Source organism: Modestobacter sp. URMC 112 (assembly GCF_053502575.1).
This window is the reverse complement of record NZ_CP199957.1, coordinates 2,149,808-2,165,978: the sequence shown is the minus strand read 5'-3', so window position 1 is coordinate 2,165,978 and position 16,171 is coordinate 2,149,808. Positions and strand designations below refer to the sequence as shown.

Sequence of the window (16,171 nt, the reverse complement as noted above, 5' to 3'; positions counted from 1 at the left end):
CGGTCGTCGGGGTCCCCTGCTGCGGGAGGCCCCGCCGACCGCGCACTCGTGCGCCGGGAGCCCCGCCCGACGTCACCCCCGCTTCTCGTCCAGCCGCTGCAGCAGGTCGTCGGCGGCGCGCTCGATCGCCGGGTGGTCGTTCTGGCTGGCGCGCTGCTTCGCGTGGATGAGCGCTGCCCGGTTGACCTTGGCGTAGTCGCCGTAGGGAAAGTGGTAGCGCTTCCTGGTCCCTTCCCTGGCGTCGGGGTCCACGGCCAGGTGCCAGGCGCCCCAGCCGTCGTGGCCGTGCTCCTCGATCTCGGCGTTGGTGCGCTCGGTGGACGGCGCGGCGTCGGACCACTCCGTGGTGTCGTCGAACGGCCCGGCGTCGATCAGCTCGCGCGCCTGGGTGACTCCCGCCTGGTTCACGTCGTAGCTGGGCATGACGCTCCCTTCCCGGCAATGGACCTCGGTCACGCCCGGCGGGGACGGACCAGCAGCCGCAGCGAGTGCGCGGTCACGGTCAGCCCCGCACCGGCCGGCAGGGCCCCGATCGCACCGAAGGGGGCCTCCGCCGCGGTGTCCAGGCAGCCCTGCCAGGCCGCACCGTAGGCGGGACCGGGGAGGGCGAAGGTCCGGTGCTCCCCGGTCGGGTTGACCAGCAGCAGGAAGGAGTCGTCGACCAGCCGCCGCCCGCGGGCGTCGGGCTCGGGGATGCCCTCGCCGTTGAGGAAGACCGTCAGCGGCCCGGCGTGCTCGGCGGTCCACTCCGCGTCGGTCATCGGCTGCCCGGCCGGGGTCAGCCAGGCGATGTCCTCCAGGTCGGTGCCGCGCACCGGCCGCCCCTGGAAGAACCGGCGCCGCCGGAACACCGGGTGCTCGCGGCGCAGCCGGGCCAGCCGGGCGGTGAACTCGGTCAGCCCGGCGAACCCCGCCGCCCGGTCCCAGTCGACCCAGGACACCTCGTTGTCCTGGCAGTAGGCGTTGTTGTTGCCGCCCTGCGTGCGGCCGGCCTCATCGCCGGCCAGCAGCATCGGCACGCCCTGGCTGAGGAACAGCGTGGCGAGCAGATTGCGCTTCTGACGCTCCCGCAGCGCGAGCACCGCCGGGTCGTCGGTCTCCCCCTCGACGCCGCAGTTCCAGCTCCGGTTGTGGCTCTCGCCGTCGCGGTTGCCCTCGCCGTTGGCCTCGTTGTGCTTGTGGTCGTAGCTGACCAGGTCGTGCAGCGTGAAGCCGTCGTGCGCCGTCACGAAGTTGATCGAGGCGTGCGGGCGCCGCCCGTTGGACCGGTAGAGGTCGCTGGAGCCGGTGAGCCGGGAGGCGAACTCCCCCACCGTGCCCGGCGTCCCGCGCCAGAAGTCGCGGACGGCGTCCCGGTAGCGGCCGTTCCACTCGGTCCACAGCGCGGGGAAGTTGCCCACCTGGTAGCCGCCGTCGCCGACGTCCCACGGCTCGGCGACGAGCTTGAGCTGCGACACCACCGGGTCCTGCTGGACCAGGTCGAAGAAGGCCGCCAGCCGGTCGACGTCGTGGAACTCCCGGGCCAGCGCGGCGGCCAGGTCGAAGCGGAAGCCGTCGACGTGCATCTCGGTGGCCCAGTACCGCAGCGAGTCCATGATCAGCTGCAGCGAGTGCGGGTGGCGGACGTTGAGGGTGTTGCCGGTGCCGGTGTAGTCGGCGTAGTGCGCCCGGTCGGCGGCCAGCCGGTAGTAGGCGGGGTTGTCGATGCCGCGGAAGGACAGCGTCGGCCCCAGGTGGTTGCCCTCGGCGGTGTGGTTGTAGACGACGTCGAGCACCACCTCGATGCCCGCCTCGTGCAGTGCCCGGACCATCGCCTTGAACTCCGGCACCTGCTGCCCGCGTGACCCGCGGGAGGCATGGCGGGCGTGCGGGGCGAAGAAGCCGATGGTGTTGTAGCCCCAGTAGTTGGACAGACCCCGCTGCACCAGGTGGTGGTCGTCGACGAACTGGTGCACCGGCATCAGCTCCAGCGTGGTGACCCCCAGCCGCTGCAGGTGCTCGACGACCGCCGGGTGCGCCACGCCGGCGTAGGTGCCGCGCAGTTCCGGGGGCAGCTCAGGGTGCCGGGCGGTCAGGCCCCGGACGTGCGCCTCGTAGACGACGGTCTCGCTGTAGGGGATCCGTAGCGGGTGGTCGTGGCCCCAGTCGAAGTACGGGTCGGCGACGACGCAGCGGGTCTGGTGCGGGGCCGAGTCGGTGTCGTTGCGGGCGGCGGGGTCGGCGAAGCGGTAGCCGAACAGCGACTCGTCCCAGTCCACCGGCCCCTCGACGGCCTTCGCGTACGGGTCGAGCAGGAGCTTGGCCGGGTTGCACCGCGCGCCGGACGACGGGTCGTAGGGGCCGTGCACCCGGTAGGCGTACCGCTGGCCCGACCGGACCCCGGGCAGGTACGCGTGCCAGACGAAGCCGTCGGCCTCGGTGAGCTCGACGCGGGTCTCGGTGCCGTCGTCGTCGAACAGGCACAGCTCCACCCGCTCGGCGAGCTCGGAGAAGAGCGCGACGTTCGTCCCGGTGCCGTCGTAGGTGGCCCCCAGCGGGTACGGGCGGCCGGGCCAGGTCTCCACCGGGACATCTTCACCGGCGCCCGGGGACCGGGGTCAGCGGGTCGGCTGCCCGGCCGCCGGCAGCAGCTGCCACCGCCAGGTGCAGGCGAGCCGGAGGCTGCCGCCGGCCGGCAGCTCCGTCGCGTCGCCCAGGGCCGGGGCGTCCGGCGGCCCGGTCTGCGGCTCCAGGCAGAGCTCGCCGGGCCGCTCGTCGAACAGCACCCAGTAGTCGGCGCTGGACTCCACCCGCAGCTCCAGGGCTCCGGGCCAGCGCAGCCCGGGCGGCGCGGTGAACCCGCGGAAGACGTCGTCCCAGGGGCCGGGCCGCACCGGGGTGAGCGGGAGGGTCGGCAGCCACTCCGCCGACCGGCCGTACTGCTCGCCGCCGCTGAGCACCCACTCGGCGTCCTCGCCGCGGGCCAGCCGCCGGGCGAACCACGGGTGCCAGCCCATGGTCACCGGCATCGCGTCCTCCGCGTGGAGCACCAGCTCGGTGCTGAGCTCGCCGGCCCCGAGCTCCAGGTGCTGCTCGACCCTCCCCCGGGCCGGCCACTCCGGGCCCAGGTCGACGGCGCACCGGAGCGTGGTGGGTCCGGCGTCCAGGACCTGCCACGGCCGCTCGCTGACCGTGCCGTGGATGGCGTGCGGCGGCGCCAGCCGGGGGAGCTGGTGCACCGTGTCCCCGAGGACCAGCCGGCCCTGGCCCAGCCGCCCGGCGTACGGGGCCATCACGAAGCACCCGCCGCGCATGCCGGGGGGCAGCGTCACGTCCGTCGCCGTGAGCAGCTCCAGGCCGGCCACCCGCCAGGAGGTCCACCGCGCCCCGGCCGACGGGTCGACGGTCAGCTCGGCGTCCTCGCAGGCCAGGTGCACGGTCACCGGGCCAGTATCCCGGCTGCGCGCCGCGGCCGGTCCCCCGCGGGCTGCGCCGGGCCCGAGACGGTCAGAGGCCGAGCCCCGCGGCCGCGACGATCGCCTCGACCTCGGCGGCGGTGTCCGGCTGGACCGGCAGGTGCGGCAGCACCGCCGGCACCTCCTCGAGCAGCAGGCCCTCGGCCAGCAGCGCCGCCACCAGCGCCTCGGCCCCCGACGGGGGCACCGGCAGGGGGAGGCCGGCGGCGCGGAGCGCGGCGGAGGCCAGGAACAGCGTCCCCGCCAGCTCGCCCTCGTCCGGGGGCGCGGCCGCCGCCGAGGCGGCGGCGGTCCGGGTGATCCCCTCCGCCGCGCGGACCAGGGACAGGGGCAGCCCCTCTGCCTCCACCTCGACCAGCGGCACGGCCCCCAGCGCGGCGAGCACCAGGTGCTCGGCGTCGATCCGCAGCGGCGGCTCCCACTCCCCGACCCGGACCACCTCGGCCAGGTCGGCGCCGTCCTCGCCGAGCTCGTCGAGCAGCTCCCGCCACTCGGCCGGGCGGCTGTCCCGCGCCCGCTCGGCGGCGCGGACGCAGGTGTCGAGCACGAAGGGCTCGAGGACCTGGACATCGAAGCGCTCGGCGAACACCGTGCCGTCGGGGGCCAGGGCGTTGAGCGCGTCCTGGAAGCTGCCCGGCCGGGCGTCGCCGAGCTCCAGCCGGCCGTCCTCCTCGCCGCTGAGCGGCTGCCCGGAGGCCGCGCGCACCCCGATGGTCACCCCGGTGCCGACCAGCCGGCCGCCGCGGCGCAGGTGGTGCGGCTGGTCGGACAGCCCGACGCTCCAGGCGCAGGCCTCGGCGATCAGCGCCGGCGCCCGCTCGCGCAGCACCTCGCGGGTCAGCAGGGCCATGAGGTCGACCTCGAACACCCCTCCACCCTGCCTGTCCGGCGCCGTCCGCGCACCGTCCGGGGCGACCTCCCGCTCCCCGTGGCGCGGCCCCGGGCAGGCTGTTAGACAGCGTGGGCACGTCCCACCCGGCTGAGCGGGCCGCACCGTCGCTGCCTGCGTCGACCCACGGCAAGGAGCCCCCATGCCCGTCCCCCGCACCCGATCCGCACGACTGGGCCGGAGGGCGACGGTCACCGCCGCGTTCGCCTGCGCCCTGCTGGTCCCCGCCGGCGCGGTGGCCGCCGCGCCGGCCGGCGACCCCGCCGGCTCCGGCACCCTGCCGCTGCGCGGGCTGGACCTGGACGCGGCCACCATCCCCGAGCTGCAGGCGCGGATGGAGGACGGGGCGCTCAACGCCGTCGAGCTGATGGACGCCTACCTGGACCGGATCGCCGCGGTGGACGCGGAGCTGGGCGCGGTGCTCACGGTCAACCCGACCGCTCTGGAGGAGGCCGCGGCCAGCGACCGGCACCGGGCGGAGGACGGCGCGCGCAGCCCGCTGGAGGGCATCCCGGTCCTGCTCAAGGACAACGTGGACACCGAGGACATGCCCACCACCGCCGGCTCCCGCGCCATGCTGGGCAGCGAGCCCGACGACGCGACGATCACCCGGAAGATCGAGGAGGCCGGCGGGATCGTCATCGGCAAGGCCAACCTGGCCGAGTGGGCGAACTTCCGCGGCGAGGACTCCACCAGCGGGTGGAGCGGCGTGGGCGGGCAGTCGGCCCACCCCTACGTGCTGGACCGCAACCCGTGCGGCTCCTCCAGCGGCTCGGCGACCGGTGTGGCCGCCTCCCTGGCCCAGGTGTCCGTCGGCACGGAGACCGACGGCTCGATCGTCTGCCCGGCCGGCTCGACGGGCATCGTCGGGCACAAGCCCACGCTCGGCCTGGTCAGCCGGGACGGCATCATCCCGATCTCCGCCGAGCAGGACACCGCCGGCCCGATGGCCCGGCACGCCGTCGACGCCGCCCTGTTCCTGGAGGTCCTCGCTGGTGGGGACGAGGCCGACGCCGCGACCCAGGAGGTCCCCGAGGGCACCGACACCCGGTTCGCCGAGCTGGACACCGACGCCCTGCAGGGGGCCCGGATCGGCGTCTGGACGTTGAGCCCCGAGGAGTCCGCGGCCGTGGACGACGTCACCGAGGGCGTGTACGCCGCGGCGCAGAAGGAGATCGAGGCGGCCGGCGGGACCGTCGTCCCGCTCCAGCTGGCCTACCAGCAGGAGATCGGCGCCGGGGAGTTCCCGGCGCTGCTGGCCGAGTTCAAGCGTGACCTCAACGCCTACCTGGCCGACACCCCGGGCGACCACCCGGCGGACCTGGCCGGGCTGATCGAGTTCAACGCCCAGGACGCGGTGGAGCTGGCGCCGTTCGACCAGGAGCTCTTCGAGCAGGCGCAGGCGGCGACCGTGCCCGCGGAGGACCCGGCGATCCAGGCGACCCGGGACGAGATCCGCCGGCTGGCCCGGGCCTCGATCGACGAGGCGCTGGCCCAGGGCCCCGGCCCGGAGGACGACCTGGCGGCCATCGTGGGGCTGACCAACACCCCGAGCTGGCTCACCCGGTACGAGCACTTCGACGGGATGGGCGACGAGTTCGTCTACGCCACCTCGACCCCCGCTGCGGTGGCCGGCTACCCGAACGTGACCGTGCCGGCCGGCTTCGCCGGGCCGCAGGAGGCGCTGCCGATCGGCATCTCCTTCATCGGCACCCGGTGGGACGACGCGGACGTGCTCGACCTGGCCGCGTCGTTCGAGGCCGCCGTCGGCGCCCGGCAGGCGCCGGGCTACCTCCCGACCGTCGGCGAGTGAGCGCCGTCCCCGGGCGGGCGCACGCGCCCGCCCGGGGACCCCTCAGCCGAACAGGTCGCTGAGGAAGGACTGCTGCTTCTTCTTCCCGTGCGTCCCGTAGCCGTGCGGGGAGCCGTGCTGGCCGGCCCGGGCCTGCTTGAGCACCTCACCGACGACGGCGCCCAGCGCGCCGCCCGGGAGCGGCGGCGTGGGCCGGCGGGCCTGCGCCGGGCTGTCGTGCCGGCCGGCCGACGGCGGGGCCGGCTGATGCGCCGGGCCGCCCCCGTGCCAGGCGTTCTCCGCGTCGACCAGGCGCTCGAGCTCACCCCGGTCGAGGAAGATGCCGCGGCACTCGGTGCACTGGTCGACGTGGACGCCGTTGCGCTCGTAGGTGCGCATCGTCCCCTGGCACTTCGGGCAGGTCAGGTCCATGCCCGGCCAACGCCGGCCCGCGGGCACCGGTTCCCCGCCCCGTGCGCGCCGGTGCGGCCGCTCCTCAGCCCAGCAGGGCCAGCCGGAGCTCCTCGACCTCGGCGCGGACCGACTCGAGGACCGGCGCGATGTCGCGCTCGGTCAGCCGCCCGCCGGACACGACCGGCATCGGCGTGCTGCGGTGCTCGTCCCCGCACAGCCGCCCGGCGACCTCGAAGGCCGAGCGCAGCAGGGCGCCGTCGGCCGCGTCGAGGTCGTCGACCTCGCGCAGCGGCGCGATCATCGTCTGCGGGAAGCCCCACTCCTCCAGCGCGACCGAGGTCAGCCGGAGGGCGTGGATGCCGTACCGCCGCACCTCCGCGGCGCGGACCGCGGCGGTGGTGGGCTCGGCCGCGGCGAGCTCGGCGTAGCCGTCGGGGTCGTTGTGGTGCAGCAGCGCGACGCCGAGCTGGGCGAGCAGACCCAGGCACAGGGCGTCCTGGGGCCGCTCGCCGAAGCGCGGGGCGAGGGCGGCGGCGGCCAGCGCCAGGCAGGTGCTGACGTCCCAGAAGTCGGCCGGCAGCCGCGACTCGTCGTCCAGGTCGGTGAGCGCGACGGTGGCCATCGTCCGCACCGTGGTGAAGCCGACGACGGTGACGGCGAACTGCAGCGAGCTCACCCGGCCGCGCATGCCGAAGTAGGCGGAGTTCGACAGCTTCATCACCCGGCCGGCCAGGGTGACGTCGGAGGCCAGCACGGTGGACAGCTCCCGGGCACTGGTCCCGTCCGCGTTGGCCACGGACACGATCTGCGCGGCCACGGGCTTGCGGGCCGCCATCGTGTCGATGCTGGCCAGCACCCGGTCCAGGTCGAAGAGGGGGGCGATGGCGAGCACGGCGGTCATGGGGGGTCTCCGGGAGGTGGCGGTGTCGGTGGTCATCGCAGGGCGCTGCGCCGGCCGGCGAACCAGGCGGCGAGGACGTCGCCGCTCATCGGCTGCGCGAGGCGGAAGCCCTGCAGGTAGCTGGCGCCCAGCAGGGCCAGCTCGGTGGCCTGCTCGGCGGTCTCCACACCCTCGGCGACGGTCTGCAGGTTCAGGCTGCGTGCCAGGGCGATGACGGCGGTGGTGATCTCGGGATGGCCGTCGGCCAGCTCGGCGACGAAGGAGCGGTCCACCTTCAGGCAGGTGACGGGCAGGTGCCGGAGGTAGGCCAGTGAGGAGTAGCCGGTGCCGAAGTCGTCGATGGCGAGCTCGACGCCCAGGTCGCGCAGCTGGAGCAGCACCGCCCGGGCCGATGCCGGGTCCTTGACCAGGGCGGACTCGGTGATCTCCACCGAGAGCCGGCACGGTGCGAGCCCGTGCCGGGCGAGCGCCGACTCGACGTGGCCCCGCAGGTTGCCGTCCAGCTGCAGCGCCGAGACGTTGACGTTGGCGCGGGCCGGGGCATGCGGACCGAGCTCCCGGTCCCAGTCGGCCAGCTGCCGGCAGGTCTCGTCCAGCACCAGCAGGCCGAGCGGGGCGACCAGGCCGTTCTCCTCGGCGAGCGGGACGAACGTGGCCGGGCTGATCGCGCCGCGCTCGGGGTGTTGCCAGCGGGCGAGGGACTCGACGGCCACCGGGGCGCCGTCCTCGGTGCTGAAGATCGGCTGGTAGAGGAGGGTCACGGCGCGGTCCTCGATGGCCGTCCGCAGGTCGGCGACCAGCCGCAGCTTGTCCCGGGCCTGGGCGCGGGCCGACTGGTCGAGCACGGTGACCAGGCCGCGGCCACCGGCCTTGGCCTGGTACATGGCGATGTCGCAGTCGCGGATGAGCTCGTCGGCGTGCGTGTGCTCGCAGGTCTGCACGGTGACACCGATGCTGGCCTGGGGCCGGTGGTCCAGCCCGCCGATGTACAGCGGCCGGCGCAGCGCCTCGCCGATCCGCTCGGCCAGCGCGACGGCGGCGGCCTCGTCGACGTCCTCGCAGACGACGACGAACTCGTCGCCGCCGAAGCGGGCGACCAGGTCGTTGGGTCGGACGGTGGCCCTCAACCGGGCCGCCACCTCCCCCAGCAGCTCGTCACCGGCAGCGTGACCGAGAGAGTCGTTGACCACCTTGAAGTTGTCCAGGTCGAGGAAGATGCAGGCCAGCCCGACATGGCCGGGGGTGAACCGGTCGGCCACGTACTCGGCGAGCAACGTCCGGTTGGGCAGGCCGGTCAGCGGGTCGTGGTTGGCCTGGTGGGCCAGCCGGGCCTCGATGGCGAGCCGGTCGGTGATGTCCTCGATGGTCCCGACGAAGCCGGCCCCGACCGCCGGGGTGAACAGGTGGGCGAAGCGGACCACCGTCGTCCGGACCGTGCCGTCGTCCCGGACCAGCCGGGCCTGCACCTCGCCCTCGCCTCCCTCCAGGACGGCGGCGGCCTGCTCCAGCACCGCGTCGAGGTCGTCGGGATGGAGGACGCCGAGCCAGCCGGTGCCCAGCAGCTGCTCGGCCTGCAGGCCGACCAGCGTGCAGAACGCGTCGTTGACGTGGGCCAGCCGCATGCCCTGCTCGGACAGCAGCGTGGGGACCGGGGACCGCTCGGTGAGGGTGGCGAAGCGTCGCTCGTGGGCGTCTGCCCTGGCCCGGGGCACCCGCTCCTGATCCTCGTCGACGCCGGACACCCGCAGCGTCCACAACCGTCCGGACTGGTCGGGGCTGGCCCGGACCACACACTGCACGGAGGCTCCGCTGGCGCAGCGCACCGGCAGGACCATCTCCGCCACCCGCTCCCGGCGCAGCAACAGGTCGAGTTCCCCTCCGGCGAGGGTGGGCAGCAGCTGCCCGACCGGCATGGCCGACAGGTCCTCGGTGGCATAGCCGAGCAGGTCGGCGGCCCGGTCGTTGCTCCAGACCACCGTCCGGTCGCGGTCCACGACCTCGACGACGACCATCGCGCGGTCGCTGACCAGGGCGGTGTGGAACACGGCGGTCAGCACCTCCGGGGACACGGGTCCACCGGCCGGTGCGCTCACCCTCAGGGCCACGCTGCCCACCTCTCCGTCGCGCGCACCGGTGACCCGGTCCGTGCTGCCACCATCGACGGAGGCCGCGGTCCGGTTCACCCGAGCGCGTGGGGCTCACCCCTCCGGGTGGGGAACGGGCGCCACGCCGCGCACGACCCTGGGGATACTCACCGGTAGCCCGTGTGGGATGTTGCCCCCGGACGCCCGGCAGGGCGGTCCGGAGACCGATCGAGACGGCGGCGCCGCCGCAGAGACGAGGCCCGATGCGCTTGCACCTGTCCCCCGAGGACCAGGCCTTCCGGGAGGAGATGCGCACCTTCTTCACCACCCAGGTGCCGCAGTCCCTCCGGGACGCGGTCGCGGCACGCCGCGAGCTGTCCAAGGACCAGATCGTGGAGGCCCAGCGGGTGCTCAACGCCGCCGGGCTGGCCGTTCCGCACTGGCCGGTCGAGTGGGGCGGCCGCGGCTGGACGCCGCTGCAGCGCCACATCTGGCACGAGGAGATGATGGCCGCCTGCGTGCCGCCGCCGCTGGCGTTCAACACCTCGATGGTGGGCCCGGTCATCGCGGCGTTCGGCGACCAGGAGCAGAAGGAGCGGTTCCTCTCGCCGACCGCGAACCTGGACATCTGGTGGTGCCAGGGCTTCTCCGAGCCCGACGCGGGCTCCGACCTCGCCTCGCTGCGGACCAGCGCCGTCCGCGACGGCGACACCTGGGTCGTCAACGGGCAGAAGACCTGGACGACGCTGGGCCAGCACGCCGACTGGATCTTCTGCCTCGTCCGCACCGACCCGACGGCTGAGAAGAAGCAGCGGGGCATCTCCTTCCTGCTCTTCCCGATGGACTCCCCCGGGGTGACGCTGCGGCCGATCGAGCTCATCGACGGCGGTCACGAGGTGAACGAGGTCTTCTTCGAGGACGTCGTCGTCCCGGCGGAGAACCTGGTCGGCGAGGTGAACCGGGGCTGGGACTACGCCAAGTTCCTGCTCGGCAACGAGCGGGTCGGCGTGGCCCCGGTGGCGATGATCAAGCGGCTGCTGGCCTCGGCCAAGGAGCACGCCCGGGAGGTCACCGCCGGCGGGGTGCCGCTGTCCCGCGACCCGCTGATGGCCGCCCGCATCGCGGAGCTGGAGAACGAGGTGCTGGCGCTGGAGCTCACCGCCGTCCGGGTGGTGGCCAACTCCGCCGACGGGAAGCCGCACCCGGCGTCCTCGGTGCTCAAGCTGCGCGGCACCGAGCTGCAGCAGGCGGCCACCGAGCTGCTGATGGACGTCGCCGGCCCGCTGTCGCTGGCCTCCTTCGCCGGCGAGGGGTCACAGGTGCCCGAGTGGGCTCGGGTGTCCACGCCGTCCTACCTGAACTACCGCAAGGCCTCCATCTACGGGGGCTCCAACGAGGTCCAGCGCACCATCATCGCCGGTTCGATCCTGGGGTTGTGACGTGGAGTACAGCTACGACGACGAGCAGATCGCGCTGCGGGAGGCCGTCAACGGCCTGCTGAACCGGGCCTACGGAGGTGGGGACCAGCGGCGCGCCGTGGTGGGCGCCGACCCGGGGTTCGACGAGAAGACCTGGGCCCGGCTGGCCGAGATGGGGGTGCTGGGCCTGCCCTTCGCCGAGTCCGACGGCGGCATGGGCGCCGGCCCGGTCGAGGTCTCGATCGTGGCCGAGGAGCTGGGCCGCGTGCTCGCGCCCGAGCCCTTCGTGGAGTCCGTCGTGCTGGCCGGCGGTCTGGTGTCCGCCGTCGGGACGCCGGAGCAGCGCGCCGAGCTGCTCGGCCCGCTGGCCGAGGGCGCCAGCGTGCTGGCGTTCGCGCACGCGGAGCCCGGCAGCCGGTGGGAGCCGGTCGCCCGCGGCGTGCAGGCGACCTCGGACGGCGACGGGTGGCGGCTGACCGGGGTCAAGGAGCCGGTCCCACACGGTGCCCGCGCCGACGTGCTGGTGGTCAGCGCGGTCGCCGACGGGGCGACCCGGCTGTTCGTCGTGCGCGGCGACGCCGACGGCCTGTCCCGCACCGGGTACCGGACCCACGACGGCGGCCGCGCGGCCAACCTGACCTTCGACGGCACCCCCGCCGACCTGCTCGGCGAGGGCGACGCCGACCGGACGGACGAGGTCGCCGCGGCCCTGGCCCGGGCGATGGTCGCCTACGGCTCGGAGGCCATCGGGGCGATGGAGACCGCGCTGGCCACCACGTCGGAGTACCTGCGGACCCGCAAGCAGTTCGGGGTGACGCTGAACAAGTTCCAGGCGCTCACCTTCCGCGCGGCCGACATGTACGTCTCCCTCGAGCTCGCCCGCAGCACGGTGCTGTGGGCCACGCTCGTCGTCGACGCCGGCGGCGACGTGGTCACCGCGGGCCTCCGGGCGCGGCTGCAGTCCAGCCGGGCCGGCCGGCACATCGGCAAGGAGGCCATCCAGCTGCACGGTGGCATCGGCATGACGGCGGAGTACACGATCGGCCACTACACCAGCCGGCTCACCGCCATCGACCACCAGCTGGGCGACGGCGACTGGGCGCTGGCGCGGCTGGCCGCCGGGGTCGACCGGTACGACACCGTCGACCCGCTGTCCTGACGGGCGGCCCGGACGGCGTCGCCGTCCGGGCCCTCCGTGCGTCAGCAGCCCCCGCCGTCCCCGCCGCCGCAGCCGCCGTCGCCACCGCCCCAGCCGCCGCCCCAGCCGCCGCCGTCCCCGGCGGTGAAGCCCCAGGCGGGGTAGGGGGCGACGTGGACGTGGCCGTCCCGGCGCCGGGCGGACTGGTGCGGACCACCGGAGGCCGCACCCCCGTCCTGCACGCCGAGCAGGGCCTCGCGCAGCACCCGGTCGCCCAGCACCGCCGGTCCGCGCAAGGCCACCGCCAGCGCGTCGGGCGTGCCGACCGCGGGGGGCGGCGCGCTCTGCCACTGCCCCAGCAGCCTGCGGCCGGCCGCCGTCCGGACGAGCCGGGGCCATCCCTCGTGCAGCCGGGCGAGCCGGTTGCGGCGCAGCAGTCCCTCGGCCACCAGCCGCTCGCCGACGGCCACGACGGCCGGGTCGTCGGCCAGCCGCCAGCGCAGCGTGGCCACCGACCGCAGCGGGCGACGCCCCAGGACGGCGAGCACCGCCGCCTCCACGGGGTGGCCCGTGCCCGGGCGCGTCGCCGACAGCCGGCCGGCGGGGTCGACCCGCACCAGCCCACGCGCGGCCAGGACGGCGACGGCCGTGTCGACGACCCGGGCGGGCCCGCCGGCGAGATGGGCGACCTCGTGGAGGTCGAGGTCGGTGTGCAGGAGGGTGCTGGGTCCGGTCATCGTCGTCGGTCCCTTCGATCGGGGCTGGGTGGGGTGCCGCTGCCCGAACGGTGACAGCTCCGCCACGGCGGCGAAAGCATGATTGCAAGATTGCACGGCAGCGGTACCCTGCGGGCATGCTGGACCGGGACTCACCGTCGGTGCGCGAGCGTCGGCTGGCGCGGGAGCTGCGCCTGCTGCGCGAGGCCGCGGAGCTGCACGGCAAGGAGGTCGCGGAGCGGCTGGGCTGGTCGGCGTCCAAGGTGTCCCGCATCGAGACCGGGCGCACCGGCATCAGCGGCGTGGACCTGGAGCGGCTCGTCGGGCTCTACCAGGTGCCGCAGGAGCAGGCCGGCCACCTGCGCCGGCTCGCTCCCTCGGCCCGGCCGCGCGGCTGGTGGGACGCCTACGCCGACACCCTGTCGGCCGGCTACGCGAACCTGATCCGGCTGGAGTCCGGCTCGCAGGCGCTGCGCTGCTACGCCGCACTGGTGCCGCACGCACTGCTGCTGACCACGGACTACCTGCGCGAGCTGATCCTCTCGACCTGGGAGACGCCGTCCCCGGCCGAGGTCGAGCGTCGGCTGCAGATCTGCCGGCGGCGACAGGAGCTGCTCGACCCCACCCGGGCCGACGGCGCCCTGCGGCTGTCCGCGGTGGTCGACGAGTCGGTGCTGCGGCGCTGGGCGGTCCCCGGCGACGCGGAGCGGGACCGGGAGGTCCGGCGCGGCCAGCTCGAGCACCTGCTGGCGGTCGCGGCCCGGCCGAACGTCACCGTCCAGGTGCTGCCCTTCAGCGCCGGCCTGCCGCCGGTGACGGCCGGCTCGTTCTCGGTCCTCGAGTCGATGGCGACCGGGACGCCGGACGTCGTGTACCTGGAGAACAAGACGCGGATCTTCTTCATCGACGCCGAGGCCGAGGTGCACCGCTACACCCAGGCTTGGGAGCTCATCGGCGACACCGCGCTGGACCCGGCGGACTCCCGGGACCTGGTCGAGGCGGCGCTGGCCGACCTCTGACCACGCCGGTCCGGGGCCGCCCGGCGGACCCGGTCCGGCCCCGGCCACGGCTCAGTGCCGGCCGCCCTCCCGGCGTCCGGAGCCGCCCGGCTCGTCGCCGCTGACCGGGAGCACCCAGGCCAGCAGGTCGGAGAAGTGCGGGTGGGTGTCCGGCGGCGGCTTGGGCTGCGTCCGGGCCCGGTGTCGCGGCTCCGCGTGGCCCCGGTGGCCGGTCCGCGAGCACGCCTCGGTGCAGCGCTCGTGGGTCAGGTACTCCGACACTCCCGGCCCGACGACCCGGCGGCCGGCCGCGGTTGCGGCGTGCCGCGCCTCGAACTGGGCCATCAGCTTCTCGGCGGTGGCGAACGGGTTCTCGGTCGACCCGGGCACCCGCGCCTGCGACGATCCCCGGCTGTCCGGAGTGGTCATGACGCCTCCTCACCTGCAGGACACCCGTCATGATCGACCCGCGCGCCACCCCGCGACGAGAGCACAACGACCCTGCCGGGAATGCTCCCGAGTGCCCTGCGGTTCCCCGGTACAGTAGTTGCACTCTCAACCAACAGGAGCGCGAGATGCAGTTCGGTGTGTTCACCGTCGGCGACGTCACCCCCGATCCCACGACCGGCCGGACGCCCACCGAGGCAGAGCGGATCAAGTCGATGGTCGCCATCGCGCTCAAGGCCGAGGAGGTCGGGCTGGACGTGTTCGCGATGGGCGAGCACCACAACCCGCCGTTCGTGCCCTCCTCCCCCACCACCGCGCTCGGCTACATCGCCGCGCGGACCTCGACGCTCCAGCTGTCCACGTCCACGACGCTGATCACCACCAACGACCCGGTGAAGATCGCCGAGGACTACGCGATGCTGCAGCACCTCGCCGACGGCCGGGTCGACCTGATCATGGGCCGGGGCAACACCGGCCCGGTCTACCCCTGGTTCGGCAAGGACATCCGCGACGGCATCCCGCTGGCGGTGGAGAACTACGCGCTGCTGCGCCGGCTGTGGCGCGAGGACGTCGTGGACTGGCAGGGGAAGTACCGGACGCCGCTGCAGGGCTTCACCTCGACGCCCCGGCCGCTGGACGGCGTCCCGCCCTTCGTGTGGCACGGCTCGATCCGCAGCCCGCAGATCGCCGAGCAGGCCGCCTACTACGGCGACGGCTTCTTCCACAACCACATCTTCTGGCCGCCGGAGCACACCCAGCGGATGGTCGAGTTCTACCGCTCACGCTTCGAGCACCACGGCCACGGCTCCGCCGACCAGGCGATCGTCGGCCTGGGCGGACAGGTCTTCATGCGGAGGAACAGCCAGGACGCCGTGCGGGAGTTCCGCCCCTACTTCGACGTCGCCCCGGTCTACGGCCACGGCCCGTCGCTGGAGGAGTTCACCTCCCAGACCCCGCTGACCGTCGGCAGCCCCCAGCAGGTCGTCGAGCGCACCCTGGGCTTCCGCGACTACGTGGGCGACTACCAGCGGCAGCTGTTCCTCATCGACCACGCCGGCCTGCCGCTGAAGACCGTGCTGGAGCAGCTGGACCTGCTCGGCGAGGAGGTCGTCCCGGTGCTGCGCCGCGAGTTCGCCGCCCTCAAGCCCGCCCACGTCCCGGACGCGCCGACGCACGCCTCGCTGCTCGCCGCCCGGGCGCCGGCCGAGGAGGTGTCCGTCCGATGACGACCCGCACGCTCGCCGTGGTGAGCGGCGGGCTCGGCAGCCCGTCGTCCACCCGGCTGCTCGCCGACCGGCTGGCCGCCGCCACCGGGGCGGCGCTGCGCGCCCGGGGGGAGGACGCGACCCTCGAGGTGGTCGAGCTCCGCGAGCACGCCCGCGGCCTGGCCGACCACCTGGTCACCGGCTTCCCGGACCGGTCGCTGCGGACGGCGATCGACACGGTCGTCGGGGCCGACGGGCTGATCGCGGTCACGCCGGTGTTCTCGGCGTCCTACAGCGGCCTGTTCAAGACCTTCTTCGACGTGCTGGACCAGGACGCGCTGACCGGGAAGCCGGTGCTGCTGGCAGCGACCGCCGGGACGGCGCGGCACTCCCTGGCGCTGGAGTTCGCGATGCGCCCGCTGTTCTCCTACCTGCGGGCGGTGCCCGTCCCCACCGGGGTCTTCGCGGCTGCCGAGGACTGGGCGGGCGGCGGCACCGAGCAGGCACTGGCCGCCCGGGTCGACCGGGCGGCGGGCGAGCTGGCCGACCTGGTGGCCGCGCGGCCAGCCGCCGTGCGGACGGCGGACCCGTTCGCCGGCACCCCGTCGTTCGAGGAGCTCCTCCGGGGCAGCTGACCCCGCGCGCCGCCCTCCCCCGACGATCATGGCGCCGGGACCGTGGGTCACCGGCGTGTCGCGTCCGCGGCGCCATGAT

Annotated in this window: 15 protein-coding genes; 6 read left to right on the top strand and 9 right to left on the bottom strand. The window is 74.7% G+C overall.

Annotation, left to right across the window (positions count from 1 at the left end; genetic code table 11):
• Positions 1-72: 72 nt before the first annotated feature.
• From ACWIX6_RS10145 to ACWIX6_RS10130, 4 genes are all read right to left on the bottom strand, one after another.
• Positions 73-423, bottom strand: coding sequence for a hypothetical protein (locus ACWIX6_RS10145; RefSeq protein ID WP_448616722.1), 351 nt, complete (start codon positions 421-423; stop codon positions 73-75).
• 29 nt (positions 424-452) lie between these two features.
• Positions 453-2,564 carry a glycogen debranching protein GlgX gene (gene glgX / locus ACWIX6_RS10140; RefSeq protein ID WP_448616721.1) on the bottom strand — a complete coding sequence of 704 codons (2,112 nt, stop codon included), beginning with the start codon at positions 2,562-2,564 and terminating at the stop codon, positions 453-455.
• Positions 2,565-2,597: 33 nt separating this feature from the next.
• Positions 2,598-3,422 (bottom strand): aldose epimerase family protein, encoded by an 825-nt coding sequence (locus ACWIX6_RS10135; RefSeq protein WP_448616720.1) that lies wholly within the window; start codon positions 3,420-3,422, stop codon positions 2,598-2,600.
• A 64-nt stretch (positions 3,423-3,486) separates the two neighbouring features.
• Positions 3,487-4,323 (bottom strand): hypothetical protein, encoded by an 837-nt coding sequence (locus ACWIX6_RS10130; protein WP_448616719.1) that lies wholly within the window; start codon positions 4,321-4,323, stop codon positions 3,487-3,489.
• A 163-nt stretch (positions 4,324-4,486) separates the two neighbouring features.
• Here ACWIX6_RS10130 and ACWIX6_RS10125 point away from each other — a divergent pair, with 163 nt between their 5' ends.
• Complete coding sequence (locus ACWIX6_RS10125) at positions 4,487-6,157, top strand: amidase family protein (RefSeq protein ID WP_448616718.1); 1,671 nt, start codon at positions 4,487-4,489, stop codon at positions 6,155-6,157.
• Between the two features lie 42 nt (positions 6,158-6,199).
• Here the strand turns inward: ACWIX6_RS10125 and ACWIX6_RS10120 are convergent, their stop codons facing one another.
• From ACWIX6_RS10120 to ACWIX6_RS10110, 3 genes are all read right to left on the bottom strand, one after another.
• Positions 6,200-6,568: a TFIIB-type zinc ribbon-containing protein gene (locus ACWIX6_RS10120; RefSeq protein WP_448616717.1), complete on the bottom strand. Its 369-nt coding sequence runs from the start codon at positions 6,566-6,568 to the stop codon at positions 6,200-6,202.
• 64 nt (positions 6,569-6,632) lie between these two features.
• The gene (locus ACWIX6_RS10115; protein WP_448616716.1) at positions 6,633-7,451 is read right to left on the bottom strand and encodes an HDOD domain-containing protein; all 819 of its coding nucleotides are present in this window, start codon (positions 7,449-7,451) and stop codon (positions 6,633-6,635) included.
• A gap of 32 nt (positions 7,452-7,483) precedes the next feature.
• A complete protein-coding gene (locus ACWIX6_RS10110) occupies positions 7,484-9,556 on the bottom strand; it encodes a putative bifunctional diguanylate cyclase/phosphodiesterase (protein ID WP_448616715.1) in 2,073 nt (690 codons plus the stop codon).
• Between the two features lie 242 nt (positions 9,557-9,798).
• On the opposite strand from ACWIX6_RS10110, the gene ACWIX6_RS10105 reads away from it, so the two are divergent.
• Positions 9,799-10,974, top strand: coding sequence for an acyl-CoA dehydrogenase family protein (locus ACWIX6_RS10105; RefSeq protein ID WP_448616714.1), 1,176 nt, complete (start codon positions 9,799-9,801; stop codon positions 10,972-10,974).
• Between the two features lies 1 nt (position 10,975).
• Positions 10,976-12,112 (top strand): acyl-CoA dehydrogenase family protein, encoded by a 1,137-nt coding sequence (locus ACWIX6_RS10100; RefSeq protein ID WP_448616713.1) that lies wholly within the window; start codon positions 10,976-10,978, stop codon positions 12,110-12,112.
• Positions 12,113-12,153: 41 nt separating this feature from the next.
• On the opposite strand, the gene ACWIX6_RS10095 is transcribed toward ACWIX6_RS10100, so the two are convergent.
• Positions 12,154-12,828: a TIGR04222 domain-containing membrane protein gene (locus ACWIX6_RS10095; RefSeq protein ID WP_448616712.1), complete on the bottom strand. Its 675-nt coding sequence runs from the start codon at positions 12,826-12,828 to the stop codon at positions 12,154-12,156.
• A gap of 116 nt (positions 12,829-12,944) precedes the next feature.
• Here ACWIX6_RS10095 and ACWIX6_RS10090 point away from each other — a divergent pair, with 116 nt between their 5' ends.
• Positions 12,945-13,826: a helix-turn-helix domain-containing protein gene (locus ACWIX6_RS10090; RefSeq protein ID WP_448616711.1), complete on the top strand. Its 882-nt coding sequence runs from the start codon at positions 12,945-12,947 to the stop codon at positions 13,824-13,826.
• Between the two features lie 51 nt (positions 13,827-13,877).
• On the opposite strand, the gene ACWIX6_RS10085 is transcribed toward ACWIX6_RS10090, so the two are convergent.
• Complete coding sequence (locus ACWIX6_RS10085) at positions 13,878-14,234, bottom strand: hypothetical protein (protein ID WP_448616710.1); 357 nt, start codon at positions 14,232-14,234, stop codon at positions 13,878-13,880.
• Between the two features lie 146 nt (positions 14,235-14,380).
• Here ACWIX6_RS10085 and ACWIX6_RS10080 point away from each other — a divergent pair, with 146 nt between their 5' ends.
• Together ACWIX6_RS10080 and ACWIX6_RS10075 are read left to right on the top strand one after the other, a co-directional pair.
• Entirely contained in the window at positions 14,381-15,478 is a 1,098-nt protein-coding gene (locus tag ACWIX6_RS10080; protein ID WP_448616709.1) for an LLM class flavin-dependent oxidoreductase, read from the top strand.
• Positions 15,475-16,092 carry an FMN reductase gene (locus ACWIX6_RS10075; protein WP_448616708.1) on the top strand — a complete coding sequence of 206 codons (618 nt, stop codon included), beginning with the start codon at positions 15,475-15,477 and terminating at the stop codon, positions 16,090-16,092. Before ACWIX6_RS10080 ends, ACWIX6_RS10075 begins: the two co-directional genes overlap by 4 nt.
• The last annotated feature ends 79 nt before the right edge of the window (positions 16,093-16,171 follow it).